This is a genomic window from Zhongshania marina (genome assembly GCF_002915595.1).
GTDB lineage: Bacteria > Pseudomonadota > Gammaproteobacteria > Pseudomonadales > Spongiibacteraceae > Spongiibacter > Spongiibacter marinus_B.
In genome coordinates, this window is record NZ_PQGG01000030.1 from 26,324 (window position 1) to 42,284 (window position 15,961).

12 protein-coding genes and 2 pseudogenes are annotated in these 15,961 nt (G+C 44.1%); 5 read left to right on the forward strand and 9 right to left on the reverse strand.

Features of this window, described 5'->3' with window-relative positions:
* Positions 1 to 4: 4 nt before the first annotated feature.
* Positions 5 to 361 carry an arsenate reductase (glutaredoxin) gene (gene arsC / locus C0068_RS12800; RefSeq protein WP_103684871.1) on the reverse strand — a complete coding sequence of 119 codons (357 nt, stop codon included), beginning with the start codon at positions 359 to 361 and terminating at the stop codon, positions 5 to 7.
* Positions 362 to 451: 90 nt separating this feature from the next.
* On the opposite strand from arsC, the gene C0068_RS12805 reads away from it, so the two are divergent.
* Positions 452 to 904 carry a TlpA family protein disulfide reductase gene (locus tag C0068_RS12805; RefSeq protein ID WP_103684872.1) on the forward strand — a complete coding sequence of 151 codons (453 nt, stop codon included), beginning with the start codon at positions 452 to 454 and terminating at the stop codon, positions 902 to 904.
* Between the two features lie 674 nt (positions 905 to 1,578).
* On the opposite strand, the gene C0068_RS12810 is transcribed toward C0068_RS12805, so the two are convergent.
* The gene (locus tag C0068_RS12810; RefSeq protein WP_332908292.1) at positions 1,579 to 1,905 is read right to left on the reverse strand and encodes a helix-turn-helix domain-containing protein; all 327 of its coding nucleotides are present in this window, start codon (positions 1,903 to 1,905) and stop codon (positions 1,579 to 1,581) included.
* 116 nt (positions 1,906 to 2,021) lie between these two features.
* Between C0068_RS12810 and C0068_RS12815 the strand changes: the two genes are divergently transcribed.
* Together C0068_RS12815 and C0068_RS19660 are read left to right on the forward strand one after the other, a co-directional pair.
* Positions 2,022 to 2,558, forward strand: coding sequence for a VspR family transcription factor (locus tag C0068_RS12815; protein ID WP_103684873.1), 537 nt, complete (start codon positions 2,022 to 2,024; stop codon positions 2,556 to 2,558).
* 173 nt (positions 2,559 to 2,731) lie between these two features.
* A pseudogene (locus tag C0068_RS19660) lies at positions 2,732 to 3,108 on the forward strand (helix-turn-helix domain-containing protein); the annotation flags it as partial.
* 285 nt (positions 3,109 to 3,393) lie between these two features.
* Here the strand turns inward: C0068_RS19660 and C0068_RS12820 are convergent.
* The 4 genes from C0068_RS12820 to C0068_RS12835 form a co-directional block, all read right to left on the reverse strand.
* Positions 3,394 to 4,215: an SDR family NAD(P)-dependent oxidoreductase gene (locus C0068_RS12820; protein WP_103684874.1), complete on the reverse strand. Its 822-nt coding sequence runs from the start codon at positions 4,213 to 4,215 to the stop codon at positions 3,394 to 3,396.
* Positions 4,216 to 4,287: 72 nt separating this feature from the next.
* Positions 4,288 to 6,888, reverse strand: a complete 2,601-nt coding sequence (locus tag C0068_RS12825) for a TonB-dependent receptor (RefSeq protein WP_103684875.1) — start codon at positions 6,886 to 6,888, stop codon at positions 4,288 to 4,290.
* 26 nt (positions 6,889 to 6,914) lie between these two features.
* On the reverse strand, positions 6,915 to 7,862 hold the full coding sequence (locus tag C0068_RS12830; protein ID WP_103684876.1) for an NAD-dependent epimerase/dehydratase family protein: 948 nt from the start codon (positions 7,860 to 7,862) through the stop codon (positions 6,915 to 6,917).
* Positions 7,859 to 9,064 (reverse strand): NADH:flavin oxidoreductase, encoded by a 1,206-nt coding sequence (locus C0068_RS12835; RefSeq protein WP_103684877.1) that lies wholly within the window; start codon positions 9,062 to 9,064, stop codon positions 7,859 to 7,861. Before C0068_RS12835 ends, C0068_RS12830 begins: the two co-directional genes overlap by 4 nt.
* A gap of 174 nt (positions 9,065 to 9,238) precedes the next feature.
* Here C0068_RS12835 and C0068_RS12840 point away from each other — a divergent pair, with 174 nt between their 5' ends.
* A complete protein-coding gene (locus C0068_RS12840; protein WP_103684878.1) occupies positions 9,239 to 9,892 on the forward strand; it encodes a TetR/AcrR family transcriptional regulator in 654 nt (217 codons plus the stop codon).
* A 73-nt stretch (positions 9,893 to 9,965) separates the two neighbouring features.
* Here the strand turns inward: C0068_RS12840 and C0068_RS12845 are convergent.
* The 3 genes and pseudogenes from C0068_RS12845 to C0068_RS12855 form a co-directional block, all read right to left on the reverse strand.
* Positions 9,966 to 10,638 (reverse strand): annotated as a pseudogene (locus C0068_RS12845) (IS256 family transposase); the annotation flags it as partial.
* 91 nt (positions 10,639 to 10,729) lie between these two features.
* Entirely contained in the window at positions 10,730 to 11,518 is a 789-nt protein-coding gene (locus tag C0068_RS12850) for an enoyl-CoA hydratase-related protein (protein WP_199176170.1), read from the reverse strand.
* A 467-nt stretch (positions 11,519 to 11,985) separates the two neighbouring features.
* A complete protein-coding gene (locus C0068_RS12855; RefSeq protein WP_103684879.1) occupies positions 11,986 to 12,879 on the reverse strand; it encodes a LysR family transcriptional regulator in 894 nt (297 codons plus the stop codon).
* Between the two features lie 128 nt (positions 12,880 to 13,007).
* On the opposite strand from C0068_RS12855, the gene metE reads away from it, so the two are divergent.
* Entirely contained in the window at positions 13,008 to 15,347 is a 2,340-nt protein-coding gene (gene metE / locus C0068_RS12860; RefSeq protein WP_103684880.1) for a 5-methyltetrahydropteroyltriglutamate--homocysteine S-methyltransferase, read from the forward strand.
* Positions 15,348 to 15,961: the final 614 nt, after the last annotated feature.

A 15,961-nucleotide genomic window follows, 5' to 3' on the forward strand; every position in this document is an offset into this window, starting at 1 on the left:
AGAGTTATTTAGAAAGTAGGGCCAATACATTCTCGGGTGGACGACCTAATACTGCTTGTTCGCCTTTTACCACAATAGGGCGCTCTATCAACTTTGGCTCAGCAATCATTGCCGCAATAAGCTGTGCCTCGGTCAGCGCTGTATCGGCTAAACCACCCTCTTTATATGCCGCCTCACCTTTGCGCAGCAGTTCGCGGGCGCTAATCCCGAGTTTGCTCAAAAGTTGTTTAAGTTGTGCGGCGCTAGGCGGGGTGTCTAGGTACAAAACGATCTCTGGCTCAACGCCGTTGTCGGTCAAAAGTTGCAAGGTTTGTCTGGACTTTGAACAGCGCGGATTGTGATAAATGCTATACTCGGACATATTTTTCTCTGTCTAACTCGGTTATTACAAAATACTTTGCGAGCATTATACACGCCCGCTGCCGAGTCGGACCTGCAATTGAGTAATCGAATGAATAGATCAATCCAGCGTTTTATTTTATGCCTGTTTATAGCCAGCTTGGCGGCCTGCAGTAAGCCAGATTTCGGCACTGTATCAGGCGATGGCGGAAACTTTGCCCAAAACAAGTGGCTATTAGTTAATTACTGGGCGACCTGGTGCGGCCCCTGCCGCGAAGAGATTCCCGCACTCAACACTTTCGCAGCCAGTCGCAGCGATGTGGAAGTTTATGGCGTAAATTACGACAATTTAAACGGCCAAGCCCTGCATGAGGCCATCGCCGAGATGGGAATCGAATTCGATTCGATGCTCGCCGACCCAGCACCGCAATTAGGCGTTCCACGCCCAAAAGTACTGCCCACTACCCTGCTCATTGGCCCCGATGGCAACGTAAAAGCGACCCTCACCGGCCCGCAAACAGCGGAAACCTTAAGCGCCGCCATCACTCAAGTGTCAGCGCCATAAAAATCCGTTCACCTTTATACCCATCATCTCGTCATTGAACACCAGCTCCGCTGCGGAGCGGTGTTCTGCGGCGAGTCCGAAGCAAACCATTAAGGGAAGTTATACCGATATAGAATAAGGAATATTGTTTCCAAATTCAGAAATATACCTTTAAATTCAATTAGATGAAAAATAATGTAGCAACATTTCTCCAGCAACATTTCTCCAGCAACATTTTCCATATAATCACCAAACACACGATTTTGGCGTAAAAACGACCAATACTGCGCCCCTCACCTCATCAATCTTATTAATGCGAATACCTTAATAGATGTAAACATATGCTAACAAAACATAACCTACCGATGCTGGCAAAAGAAAAACGCCAATTTGAACGCCAGAATAACGCGTGCTACGGGTAAATAAACCAACACAGGCCACAATCGCCTACTAATGAATTATATAAAAAGGGGACATTTGGTAACTCGAAAAAAGAAATATTGCCAACTGTAGTATATAGGGGCTCTAACGATTAATATAAAGTTTCGGCGAGCACGACACTAGAATAAGATTAGCTTTCCAAGCTCTCACAACGAGTACACAACTAACTATAGCTCTTATCGGGGCACCTCATCAGTGTATATTTTCCATTAGGACTCTATAAATGCACTAGCTGGCCCTTACAATACGAGAGGTTACTCTCGGCTTTTAAGCTGACTCAATAAAACCCGCTTCTCACTTTCAGTTAATCTTTCAAGCTGACAAACAATTTCGGCTACTACATCACTCTCACAAAAAAAATATGTAACAGGCACACCTAGTTCTGCTGCAATTCGCTTCAACGTTGGATAATCTGGCGTATGGCGCCCTTTCTCATAATGATTCATACGGCCGCTCGCCGAACTAGGCTCCATCCCGAGGAGAATGCCCAACCTCTTTTGACTAATGCCTTTGAGCGTGCGCGCTTCGAGTAGACGCCTTGGTAAAGGACTGCAATCTGCCAACTTTGAACCATCTTTCAAGACCTGGAGAGCTTAGATTGTCTAAGTATATTAAGTTAAAGTATACTTAGGAATACTAAGCACCAAAGCTGGCTATTTATCGACCAAACTCTGTAAAATTTAGACGTACGACCCATATGCATAAATTGAAAATCAAACCCGAACTCTTGTCATTACTGAGCTCTACTGAATTTAGTACATTTAGCAGCGACGAACTTTCAGAAGCTTACTTGAAGCTGGATATCAACCCAGCCCTAAGCAAAAAGCGGGTTCAACAATTTATAAACCGGAATATCGAGCGATTAATGAGTGCTGGGCTCGTAATAGAAGAACAGACACGATCAGGGACTGCTAAACATTACCATATTACAAACAAATTTCACCCCGCAAACTACTCGGTTGGCTCACCACACGGAAATCGATTACCTAATGATCTAGTCAACACAAAAAGTAATACCAGCTGTTTCAGCAATCTCAAGAAACAATTGCAAATCCATAAGCTTGATTTACTAACAACTATCAGCGAAACAGAAGAATATGAAGTTCTTAGCAATAAATTACCCAATCAGCGCGAAGAACTTCAAGAACTTTATAACGATGCTCGTATCCGCTACTCGAAAACTCTTGGCCGCATCAAAGCAATAGAATTGCTCCTATCAAAATGCTTAGCCTAACAACAATGAAATTAAGACAATTAGCACTAAGGCTGCATCAAAAAAGTAATATCTCATTTTAAAAACTCACACTCTTATAGATTCAATTGATCAACGCTAGGCCAGTATTACAATGTGGCCTAACGGAGGATCACTAAAAAAGCGTATATTTATAATACAAGAAAAAGGAGTTCATTTTTGACTTATGGAAGCGAGGTATAGGGTTTAGTGATATCGCTGAAATAATGGCATCAAAGCCAGGAACTATATTCACCGTTTTGCGTGATTCCGGTGGGATAAGGACAAAACCCAGAAAACAACCACCACATCATTTAACGCTGCCAGAACGAGAAGAAATACTTGCAGGCCTTTCTGCGAAGAAAGCATCAGATACATCGCTCGATCGCTAAACCGATCGCCTTTAACTATCTCTCGTGAGATTCAATGAAATCAGGGGAAAAAGTATTACAAAGCCGTAGATGCAAACAATCGCTCTAAGTGCATGGCCAACCGGCCTAAACAATGTCTACTGGATAAAAACAGTGAATTGAAGTTGCTGGCATTACGGAAGCAATAGTTCACAACGGGGCCGCATACCTCGCATAAGTATGTTCGACAATAGTTTAATAATACGTGGTTTCAAATACTGCCACTTTTTACTTCACACCAGCTGCAATTTATTGATCAAATCTTCACTTAAAGAAACTGTAGAGTAGGATCATCGACGTATAAAGCAAATATCACAGTCTATGCTAAGTTTTAAAAGCGTTTACTGCACCCAAAGTGCCAGGGCTGGAATCGAGCTGGTTACAAAGATACGCTACTCGGTGGCTTTAATGTCATACAGCGCAAAAGACTATAAGTCGGTAATGAATCTAGAATAAGTGCGGGCTAGTAGTTTCGCAGTTAATCCGGGGAATACAATACTAGCTAACTTCAAAAGTGTAGCGTCTGCGCCGATCGTCATACTACGTGTATTTCGCTTAATTCCCCTTACTATTTTTTTGGCTGCAAACTCTGCTGAAACGCCAAAGCGTTGTGCCAGCATCATATTCTTATGCGCCTGCTCCAGATCATCTGACTCATTTAGCGTAGCCATAATCATATTGGTTTGAATAGCCCCCGGATGAATGCAGCTAACACTTATACCATCGCGACTAAGCTCAGCGCGCAGTGATTCGCTGTAGGCCTGCAAGGCAGCCTTACTACTACTATAAGAACCTTGGCTTGGTAATCCATGAAACGCAGCCATGCTCGACAGATTAACGATATGCGCACTATTTTGTTGCCGAAGAAATGGAAGCAAAGTTTGACACATAGATACCGCAGCCCAAAAATTCAGATCGAAAACCCGCTGCCAATCTTCCGCATTGTGATTTTCAATGCTCTTTTGCAATGTCATTCCAGCATTGTTAACAATCACATTGATTGACTGATGGGCGGCCAGCAACTCTGCCGGCAACTTATATATATCTGTTTTCTCACATAAATTCGCAACGTGATAGCTAACCCTTAGCTTCGATGATTGCAAATCTTTAACTAAACTCAACAATTCACGCTGATTAATATCAATAAGGGCAAGATGACAGCCTTCACTTGCCAACGCCTTTGCTAATGCACTACCCAATCCACCAGCCGCGCCGGTAATAACAACGGTTTTTCCACGCAAGTGCTTCATAATACTACTCAGGAGAAAGAAAGTAGCCGGATAAATTTTCGTGGCCGGCTACCTAAAAATCATAAAAATTGCTTAGAACGTTTTACGAACTTCAATACCGTAGGTCCGCGGATCACCTAGCACACTTGTAAAAGTACCAATACTATCCCCAGCGGATACTGCACCTATATCGTAACGCTCATCGGTCAGGTTCTTCACATAGGCTGCGAGACTTAAGCTTTCGTCATCGCCAGTCCAGCTCACCCGTGCATCATACAAAATATACGCATCTGCATAAGCGAGAGACTTATCCTGTTTAGAAGCAGTCCACGCTCCGCGATCAAGACCGAGATAAATATCACTTTTATAACTAGCATCTAAACGCGGTACGAAACGGCCAAACTGCGTATCTAATGTGTGCTGAATACCTAGTGCCGCCGTCACCTCCGGTGAGACAGCAAATTCCTCATCAGACCGATCAATAGGAACAAACTCACCACGCAGAGCAAGTGATTTCAGGTCGTTATCCATAAACTCATCATAACGATAATTATTATTACTATAAGTAAAGTTAATCATGGTATTCATAGATGGGAACCACATCACTTCTAGCTCGGCGCCTTCTATTGATGAAGCACCAGCGTTTTGCGAGCCGACAACTAAGGCGTTATTTGAATCTACATTTACTGTAATTAAGTGCATATTTGTAAAGCTCATTGAGTACGCCGCAACATTCACTCGAAGAGAACGATCAAGAGCATCAATTTTTATACCAATTTCTCGGTTTTCAAGTTCTTCTGGTTCCACCACGGTGAGTCCATCAAGACCAAACGGCTCTTGAAAGCCAGACTTAAAGCCATTGCTCCATGTTGCATAAATCATTGCCGAGTCTATTAGGCTGCCATACAGCAGATCTTCAGGAATAATATATGCGGCCGATGCCATTGGAGTAAACTGACGAAATGTGTCGCTACGTCGGTCAATTCTAGCTTCACCAAGCGGCGCGTGAATCTCACCGGGAAAGCGCTCCTTTAAAATATTATTGGCAATAGTTAAAGGATCCTGAGACCATCGCCCCAAGAAAGCCAACGCTGCCATATCTGGAAGAATGGGCACAAAGCGAGGGTCTGCACTGCTGATAATCGAGGTTACTTCAGCAAGGTCGGCACCACGTGTTTCCAAGTATGATGTGCGCGTCTCTTCGGTATAGCGCCCCCCCAAAGTCAACTCAAAATTATCAGTAATATGCCAAGTCGCCTGTGAAAATGCTGCAAAGGTTTTACCGTCGATTTCAAAATCTTGAACCGTGGCCAAAGGCGCTGCAGCTGCAACAAGCGGCACCGTTCCACCGGGAACTAAACCAGTAACACTACCAAGTAAATCGGTGATTTCAGCAAGATCAAATCCAGCTTGACCGGAAGCTAACCCTAAAAAGGCTATTGGCTCTGCACCAACGATAGGATTACTTGTATTAAAACGCTCCGACTTGTACTCGTCCTGCCAGAATATTCCAGCGGCATAATCTATATCGTCAAATAATTCACCGCTAAATTGGAGCTCAAACGTAAATGACTCCTGAATGCTATTGCCTAAAAGATCTGCCCGTAAATATTCCGCAGGACCACCATCATCAGCTGTTGTTTGTGGATTGTATTTTGTGGCATCACGATAGCCAATAATCGATTTAACGCTGTGATTCTCGTTGAATTGATAATCAAAAGTTAAGCCAAGCATGAGCTCGTCTTGGTCTTTATTTTGACGCTGACTATCCCCCTGATTGGTGTGGAGGTCACCTTGTGATTCACGCGAATTAGCTTCGCAATTATCGCGGTATGCACTCGGATTATTAGGATCGGTATCGCCTGGCCAAAGTATGCCCAAACCATTGACGAATAACGCATCGTCACTAACGATACGGCAATGGTATGAAGGAAAATTTTCGCGGGTGCGACCTAAAAATGCAAAACCATCTAAGACTATATCGTCGCTAGCCAGCCAGCGAGTTTGAAATATTGCCGATAAGCGATCAATAGACTGATTTTCCCGACCTGTCGCATCTTTTAAAAAGCCATCGCGACGACGAGTATTAACAGAAACTCGCGTAAATAGCTCATCATTCACCGGTAAATCTAAGGCTGCTTGCAAACGTTGTTCATTATAGTTACCAAGACTGGTTTCTATGTATCCACCGGACTCTTCACCGGGCTTAGTGAGGGTAAAAACCAAGGCCCCGCCGGTATTATTCTTACCAAATAAAGTCCCTTGGGGACCGCGCAATACCTGTACGCTATCCACATCGATTGTATCTAATAGCTGGCCATCAGGGCGCGGAATAAAAATCCCGTCCAAATAAACACTTACCGAGGGGTCAAATCGCGCAAAAGGTGCACGTTGGCCAATTCCTCTAATAAATATTTGCGGCGAAGTGCTATTGTTAATTTGCAAACTAGGCACGGACTTACTCAGCTCTTGAGCACTTAGAATACCTTGCTCGCGCAGCGAGTCACCCGTAATCGCGGTTACCGCTACCGGCGTTTCTTGAATATTTTCTGAACGTTTACGAGCGGTGACAATCACCTCCTCTATCAAACCCTGTACTTTTTTATTTGTAGTATCGCTACCGCCCTGCCCATAGCCTGGCATTGCGATTGTGGTAAGTAATAATGGGAGTAGCGTTCTTTTATTAATATTCATTGTGCACCAGTCTCTTTTACAATTTATTATATTTTTGCTAATGCATAGGGCATTAAGCGATTTAAAATTGGGCGTAGCGGCCAGATCCCAATTCGAATGAAACGCAATTTTTTCGCCATTTCCTGCTCGTAGTCTTCAAAAGAATAATTCTGAAACTCAAGCAGCTCCTGCGCTTCTGCAGAATCCATCCAATGTGTGTAGTAGCTTTCGCGATTCGTATTGTTATAAGGCAGTCTTAAAGAAAGAGCGGTAAACGCTGCTTTTAAAAAACGATAGTGATTAACTTGGCAACTCTTCCCGCCGCCAATCAATAGTATTTTTCTATTTACTGACTTAGACGACACTGCATTGCACATTGCCACCGCAACGTCTTTAGGATGTACAAACTCCAATGGAGACTCTGGATGTATTTTTAGCAGTTGGCGCAATGTAGCTCTATCAGTTTTCAGAGTCCGCGAATCTACCGAAACTCCCACTCGCAAAATTACCCATTGCAAACTTGAGCGCTGTAAAATTTGCTCAATTGTTAGCTTGTGACGGGTGTAGTTATCGCTAGGTGAAACGCTATCTGTGATTGTTTTAACGCCTTCACCCGGACACGATTTGCCAAATACGGTTACTGACGAAGGAAATATTAGCCGAGGTAATCTCTTACAGGCCTCCATACTGCGGATTAGCGCGTGAGTCGCGCCTACATTAACTTCTTCTGCCAGCGCTGCTTGAGTTTCAGATAAGGGCGGTAACAGCGAAGCGTTGTGAATTACTACATCAATTCCGTCCAGTAAGTCTGGATGTAAATAAGTATTGCGGATATCACCCAAAATCACTTCACAACGACGCTCATAATGGCGCTTTATTTTTTGATTATGGCTGCTATCTAGATCAAAACAGCGTACTCGATAGCCTTGTTCTAGCGCTTTGTGAACACACATCTGGCCAAGATTTCCAAACGCGCCCGTAATCAAAACGTTCACAATTGCGCACCGTTAAAAAATACTGGACAGTGGATGCCTTGGGGACTTTCAATGGTGCCGACGCATTGATTACAGTGTGTGCAACGGCTCTTATAATTTGGATTTTTCGCGAGCATCTGTGGCAGGTCAGGATCTGCTAAAAGAACCCTACCTAGCTGAATAAAATCAAATCCAGCGTCTAATATTTGCGTAAAGCTACTAGCACTCGCGGCCCCGCCAATATAAACCATCTTGCACTTCACGACGTCGCGAATACGTTTAGCTTGCTCGAGTAAATACATTTCATAAAATGGTAGTGAGGGGAACATCTTCCGCCCCATGAGTCTTAATATTATTCGCATTAGGCGATTTTTTTCATGCCTAAGTAAGGCTGGTAATATGCTTGCACCGCGAAACATGAGCATTGGACTCATTGTGCTAGTGCCGTTACTGGGGATAAGGGCATCAATGCCAGCATCATCAAGTGCTTTACAAATTTTGATGGAATCATCGTAACGGATCCCATTGCGAGGCCCCTCCGACATACTAACTTTGCCGAGAATCGGGAAGTCACTACCGACCGCTTTTCGCACAGCGGCAAGCACACGAAGCGGGAGGCGGAGCCGATTCTCTAAACTACCTCCATAAATATCCTTACGTTTATTGGTCAGCGGACTCAGAAATTGGCACAAGCCGTAGCCATGTCCAAAATGAATTTCTAATGCGTCGAAGCCCACGGATTTCATAAATATCGCAGCATCTCTATAAGCATCAACTAAATTGTCGATATCGCTTAGGGTCATCGCATCGCAAAACCACATCCCCTCGGCAAAACCCAAGATATTCAAACCACCAGTAGCGCCCTTAGGGCGCCCTTTCAATGTGTGGTTTTTAGAAAAAGCGCCGCAATGCCCCATTTGGCCAGACACCTTGCAGCCATGATCTTGAATTCCCCTCACGAGGTCTCGCAGACCTTCTCGGTAATCCTCGTGCATCGTGAGCATATGCGCATTCAAACGACCTGCATTTTCTACTGCGCAATAACCGATTGTTGTCATGGCTATACCACCACAAGCAAATTTCTTGTGGAAATTGAGTAAATCTACGCTTGGAATACCATTCGGGCTCAAGTTTTCAAAAGTACCTGCCTTGATAAATCTATTTTTCAGCGTGAGTCCGTTCAAATTACCCGTGGTCAGTGCGGGATTACTAATACTCTGCATAAGCCCTCTGTCATTATTATTAATATGGGTCTATTGGTTTTATATGACCGCACAATATTGCAGGCACCCAACAACATAAGAATCGATGTTATATATTTAAGTTATATAAGTCAATTACATGGATTGCCGCAACACCGAACGGTATACTTCTGAATTGGTAACGATGAAGCGAGAATGACCTTGGCAAACGAAAACTCAAGCGCAAGAAAGATAAACATCCGCTCGGCCAGCCCTAAGCCAAAACGGCAAACTCAGGCCGAACGCCGAGAGCTCACGCAAACAAAGGTACTAGAAAGTGCCTGCCGAATTTTTGGCTCAAAAGGCTATGCCGATACGTCTCTAAAGGACATTGCCGAAGATCTAGGGCTCACAATCACCCCGATCTACCATTATTTTGGAAATAAGCAGTCGCTGTTTCTAGCAGTCACCGAAGCAATGGAGCTGGAGTTTAGCAAGCAGATTGAGGGGATTAGCTTCAAAGCAGGAAAAGTAAATCTCATAGAAATATGGGATATTTTGATCGAAATGACTCAGCAACCTAATTTTGCTCGAATAGTCTTAAGCGATGCACCGATCATATTAGGACGTGAACGCTGGGAAGATACCAGTGTTGTTCAAGCGGTTTCGAAAATATTTCGCGACCAACTATCCTTGTTTTTCGAGAATGACAGCGTAGATTCACTCCTCTCAGAAAATGATATCGTGCTATTACAAAGAATGTTGATGGGGTGTTTTACTGAGGCCGCGTTAATGTTGGCAGCTAATCCACACTACGATAGCCGACCATTAATATTGAAAATACTTACAATTCCTATCCCCGACCAATAGCACCGATTGTGTCGCAAAAATTGTAATTGATGGCTTCAGGAAAGCCCTTCAGGCCATCGACACAGGCGATCTATATGTTTTTAACCCCTCGGTTCTGCAATTCAGCCAGGACGTTGAGGCAGAGCTTCGCACCTTCGTTTTCAGACAGCCACATCCCCAGTAAATCCTTATGCTCTTCCATCGTGACGCCGAGGGCCAGATAAATAGCCTTATTAACGATCTCCTTGTCCTACCGAATATTGACCACGATACAGTCGAGGTAAACAATGGGGTAAACCGTATTCAGGGGACGGGATTGCCAGTCGTTTACTCGCTCAATAACGCTGTCGGTGACCTTGGAAATGAGCGTTGAGACATTGGCATCATACATTTCTTTGAATGTTGCGACGATCTCGCGTGTTGTCATGCCTTTGACTTAAAGGCTGAGAACCTTGTTATCCATTGAGGTAAAACGAGTTTGTTGCTTCTTGACCAGCTGAGGCTCAAAGCTACCGGCCCGGCCCATTGGGGTGTCGAGTTCAAATTGGCCATCTTCGGTTTTGAGTGTCTTCCTGGAATAGCCGTTACGGCTATTGCTCGACTCGGACTGCTGGTGCCGCCCGTAGCCAAGATGATCGCCCAGCTCCGCATTCAATGCCGTTTCAACCGTCCTTAGTGAGCATTTGACGAACGTCGTTGAGATCACTCTCTGACTTGATCGACTTAGCTGCCTCCCGAGCAAAGACTTCCAGTTCTTTCATGTTTATAACTGCCTATCCTTAGCCATTACTGGCTTTCAATGATAAGCAGTTACACAGTTTTATCTACAGTCCCAACCGAGACCTATGAATCATACATCTAAAACTGCCTAAAATTCGGCTTACGTTTATCGTTAAACGCATTTACCCCTTCTTTCGACTCATCAGTATCATAAAATAATTTAACCGCGTTAAGTCCCATCATGCTGATTCCCCGAATAGACTCTGAATCACAATTAAAGGAGCGCTTAGCGAGCGCAATTGATGTCGGACTGTGTCCCATAATTGTATTGCACCAACTAGTCACCTCAGCTTCTAAGTCTGCGGCAGGAACCACCCTATTCACCAAGCCCATATCCATCATTTCTTGTGATGTATAGCGTTTACACAGATACCAAATTTCACGCGCTTTCTTTTCACCAACGATGCGAGATAAATATGCAGTGCCCCATCCAGCGTCAACCGAGCCAACTTTAGGCCCAGCTTGCCCCATTTTTGCCGTATCCGCAGCAATTGTTATATCACAGATTGTTGCTAATACATGGCCACCGCCTATAGCAAAACCATTAACAGCTGCTATGACAGGCTTAGGAATATCTCGAATCGCAGATTGCAATTCATCGATTGGCAAGCCCACTACTCCGCGGCCATCATAATCACTATCATGATTCGATTGATCTCCTCCTGTACAAAATGCTTTATCACCAGCTCCTGTCAACACTACAACACCAATGCTCTTGTCATTAGCAGCAATTAAAAATGCATGGATAAGCTCTTCTATTGTTTTACCGCGAAAAGCATTGTATACCGCTGGACGATTAATGGTGATCCATGCAGCCCCATTTCGATTTTCATAGACAATATCTTCGTATGGCACAGCCGAAAACATAGAAACCTACCTTTTTAATGGAGAATTTATCTGAATAAATCATTAAATTAAAATTTACGATTTAAATTTTTAAACTGAGCACTAACTTAGGTGACAAAAGATCCCAATCTTTTGGGCAATCTATAGTTATATTATAATAATCTAAAGTTTAAATTTGGTAATGAAAAATATCGTTAATTTATAGCATTATTATTGATACTAACAATAACCTTGCACACTACGTGAGCTAAATCACTCGCCCACTCGGATAATTCTGCAGTCCCAAAACTCAAATTTCTGATATCTACCCAAATAAGACAAGTCCAAACCGCAAGCACTCTGAATCCTCGGCTATTGCTAGTATTATATTAACCATATTATCAATACCGTAGACTCTTCCCGATGATAGTACCGAATAGATTATGATGCAGGACAAAAACCCTCTACATTAAAATAGAGAATTTTACGGAAATGCTCGCGAATTTTTATTAAAATTCGACAATACTCTTGCCTGCTAATACCATGAAATACGACAAGTACTCATCTTCGGCTTCTGACTCACGCTGACCAATAAAAATTTGTTTTTTAACCCCATTTTCGCCCATTTTCACTCCTCTTAAAGGCATTTTCTTAGCGTACTCTGCGACCAGCCAATCGGGTAACGCGGTAAAACCCCGCTCTGCCGCCACCATTTGCAACAAAATATCCGTTGTCTCAATAGTTTTATGCCTACGAGGTGCGCGGCCAGCAGGAAGAAAAAATTGGTTAAAAATATCTAAACGTTCAACTTCTACGGGATAGCTTAATAGCACTTCATCAATAAGCTGTGACGGAGCAAGCCACTCTTGATCGGCCAATAGGTGGTTCTCAGGTAATACGATCACCTGCTCGTAATCAAATACGGGCGTGAATTTTAATCCCGGTTTGTATAAAGGATCGGGCGTGACCAAGAGATCGATATCGTAGTTAAACAAGGCCGCAATACCGCCAAACTGGAAAGCCTGCTTTACATCCACATCCACATCCGGCCAATCTCGCAAGAAGGGAGCAACGATCGTCAGCAACCATTGGTAACAAGGATGACACTCCATGCCTATGCGCAGGGATCCACGATGCCCTTTCGCGATTTGTGCAATCTGCATTTCGGTATGTTCGATTTGAGGTATTAATCGATTCGCTAATGCAAGCAACTGCTGACCAGCTTGGCTTAGACGTAAACTTCTCCCCTCTCTAAGCCAGACTACCGTACCTAGCTGCAGCTCTAGTTTTTTGATGGCATGGCTTAAGGCCGACTGGGTCAGGCACAAACTGTCTGCAGCACCAGTCAGCGTACCGATACGGTCAACCTCACGAATTATAGCTAGATGAGAACGCTCAATCATGAACAAACCTCATGTACTTATGCAGAAATACCATTATTATTCATAGTTAAGACATTCTACCATATCTCCATCAAATAATTTTCGCCCCTAGCCTACCAGCTATGGGTCTACGTAATTGGAGAGACACGATGGCCATAACCCACAATTTGGGTTTCCCGCGCATTGGCGCCAACCGAGAACTTAAATTTTCGCTTGAAAGTTACTGGAAGGGACAGCAAAGCAGCAATGATCTGCTCAAGGTTGCAGCCGAACTGCGGCGCGTGCACTGGCAGCAACAACAGAAATTAGATTGGCTGCCGATAGGTGATTTCTCACTTTACGACCAAGTGCTGGATATGAGCCTTACTCTTGGGAACATTCCCACTCGAGCCGTGCATAACGGCAATGAATTGGAAAGCTATTTTCGCGCTGCCCGAGGACGTTCTACTAGTGACGTAGGTGAACAACACTGTGTACACGCAGCGGAGATGACTAAATGGTTTGATACGAATTACCATTATCTCGTGCCTGAGGTAAGTGCAGACAGCCAATTTACGCTTAACCCCTCTCGTTTACTGACCCAATTAGGTGAGGCCAAGGCGCAGGGTATTAACGCAAAGCCGGTTATTATTGGGCCAATAACCTACCTCTCGCTGTGTAAGCCCAAAGATAATAGCCAAGCACTAACACTATTAGATCGATTGCTACCGGTATATCGAGAACTTCTCACAGCGCTCCAAAGTATGGGAGTGCAATGGCTACAAATAGATGAACCTCTACTGGTGACCGACCTAGATAAAAACTGGCGAGACGCATTTGAAAAAGCCTATACGTACTTAAATGTCAGCGGGGTTAAAATATTATTAGCGAGCTACTTCGGAACACTAGAGGAAAATCTTACCTTGGCAGCAGCTCTGCCAGTAGACGGGCTGCACCTTGATTGCGTTAGCAATAATGCTCAGGGTCGACGCGATGCTCGGACTTTATTAGCAGCATTGCCAAAAGATCGAATTTTGTCCTTAGGGATAATTAATGGTCGAAATATCTGGAAAGCCGATTTAAACGAAACCTTGGATTGGTTGGAACCACTGTCAAAGCAACTCGGCGATCGCCTGTGGCTAGCCCCATCCTGCTCATTACTGCACGTACCTTACTCCCTAAACCGTGAGGAAGAACTTGATGCGGAAGTAAGGTCTTGGCTTGCATTTGCAGATGAAAAACTTGAAGAACTTTATATTGTAGGTCGTGCACTTAACGAAGGACGAAATTCCGTCGCATCAAAATTAACCGACAACGCCCAAGCTCTTAGCAGTCGTCGTCAGTCTGTACGAGTGATCAATCCAGCCGTGCGAAAAAATGTCGCATCTATTACGACCAGCATGGGCCAGCGTCAAAGCCCTTATTCCCAGCGCGCTGTCATTCAATCCGAAAGGCTCAAACTTCCTCTCTTTCCCACCACCACTATTGGATCCTTTCCGCAAACGGCAGAAATACGACAGCTTCGTCAGCGTCACAAGCGCGGCGAACTTAGCCTAGAGCAATACCAACAGTATATTAAGGAGGAGATCGCCTTCTGTATCGCCGAACAAGAACAGCTTGGATTAGATGTGCTGGTACATGGCGAGGCCGAACGCAATGACATGGTGGAATATTTTGGCCAGCAGCTGAATGGGTACGCATTCAGCCAATATGGCTGGGTACAATCCTATGGATCCCGTTGTGTAAAGCCACCGATACTTTACGGTGATATCAGTCGCCCGAGAGGCATGACGCTCGAGTGGATTTGCTACGCCCAATCGCTCACTAAAAGACATGTGAAAGGCATGCTTACGGGACCAGTAACTATTCTTAACTGGTCGTTTGTGAGAGACGACCAACCTCGGAAAGACAGCTGCTACCAACTTGCGCTGGCTATTCGAGAAGAAGTGCTAGACTTAGAAGCTGCTGGCGTTAGTATTATTCAAATTGACGAAGCAGCACTCCGTGAAGGCTTGCCCCTACGTCATGGAGAATGGCAGCACTACCTAGGCTGGGCGGTTGAGTCGTTTAGGATTACCGCTAATGGCGTTGCAGACAAGACCCAGATTCATACCCATATGTGCTATTCGGAGTTTAATGACATTATTGAAAGCATCGCCCATATGGATGCCGATGTCATCACCATAGAAACCTCTCGCTCAGACATGGAGCTACTGAATGCCTTCGATCATTTCAACTACCCCAATGATATTGGACCTGGGGTTTACGACATTCACTCACCAAACATTCCGTCAGTGGAGTCAATTGTCGCACTAATGAACAAAGCGGCGAAACAACTCCCTAGCGAAAAATTATGGATAAACCCAGATTGTGGGTTGAAGACACGAAACTGGGAAGAAGTTTTACCAGCGCTGAAAAATATGGTGGCAGCGGCAAAACAATTACGGGAACTTAATAATGGTATTTTAGTAGACGAAACGGTATTACTAGATAAATTAACAACATCTTAAAAAATACTATGTTTGACAACGGTTCGCGCTCGAATTGGTAAAAACCACAAATGCGCAGATCGTTGCAAGCCGTATTACTGGGGACAGTTAATAAAAAGCTTCTTCGCCCATAATTATTCTGCCGAATTAGGCAGCCGCTATAAAGCGGTATTTTCTAATTAATATTAACATCTAAAGAAATTACGGATAGCCAATACAATTCAGAATATCGAACAAGTATCTCACTCAGATTTACGTCATCGAGAGATCGAGAGCTATCAGACCTAACGTAGCCACGGAAAACGCATAAACGGGTACAACCTGTAACCGATCACAAACCATCGAGTAATCAACCAGAATAAAAAGCGTAGCGTAAAACCCCATGAACCGCTGTAAAAACTCTACCCTAATAACCGTGACTCACGCGAATTCCCTAGACATGCTAAACCATCACCTACCTTTTCAAATAACTTAGCACTCGCACTCGAACATCGAAAAGATAAGCAGTGCTACCCTCTTCAATTCCATGACATTACAAAAAAGTATAGTTCTAGCCACCACCACACAAACTCACTTTTGCTATAACTAAGGCCGTCGACAACCGTCGCAAAGACAATACGATGACAACTCGTAAG

Bases quoted from the DNA above. Each gene is read 5' to 3' on its own strand.
- arsC (WP_103684871.1), bottom strand. From the start codon at position 361: ATGTCCGAGTATAGCATTTATCACAATCCGCGCTGTTCAAAGTCCAGA.
- C0068_RS12805 (WP_103684872.1), top strand. From the start codon at position 452: ATGAATAGATCAATCCAGCGTTTTATTTTATGCCTGTTTATAGCCAGC.
- C0068_RS12815 (WP_103684873.1), top strand. From the start codon at position 2,022: ATGCATAAATTGAAAATCAAACCCGAACTCTTGTCATTACTGAGCTCT.
- C0068_RS12820 (WP_103684874.1), bottom strand. From the start codon at position 4,215: ATGAAGCACTTGCGTGGAAAAACCGTTGTTATTACCGGCGCGGCTGGT.
- C0068_RS12825 (WP_103684875.1), bottom strand. From the start codon at position 6,888: ATGAATATTAATAAAAGAACGCTACTCCCATTATTACTTACCACAATC.
- C0068_RS12835 (WP_103684877.1), bottom strand. From the start codon at position 9,064: ATGCAGAGTATTAGTAATCCCGCACTGACCACGGGTAATTTGAACGGA.
- C0068_RS12840 (WP_103684878.1), top strand. From the start codon at position 9,239: ATGACCTTGGCAAACGAAAACTCAAGCGCAAGAAAGATAAACATCCGC.
- C0068_RS12850 (WP_199176170.1), bottom strand. From the start codon at position 11,518: ATGTTTTCGGCTGTGCCATACGAAGATATTGTCTATGAAAATCGAAAT.
- C0068_RS12855 (WP_103684879.1), bottom strand. From the start codon at position 12,879: ATGATTGAGCGTTCTCATCTAGCTATAATTCGTGAGGTTGACCGTATC.
- metE (WP_103684880.1), top strand. From the start codon at position 13,008: ATGGCCATAACCCACAATTTGGGTTTCCCGCGCATTGGCGCCAACCGA.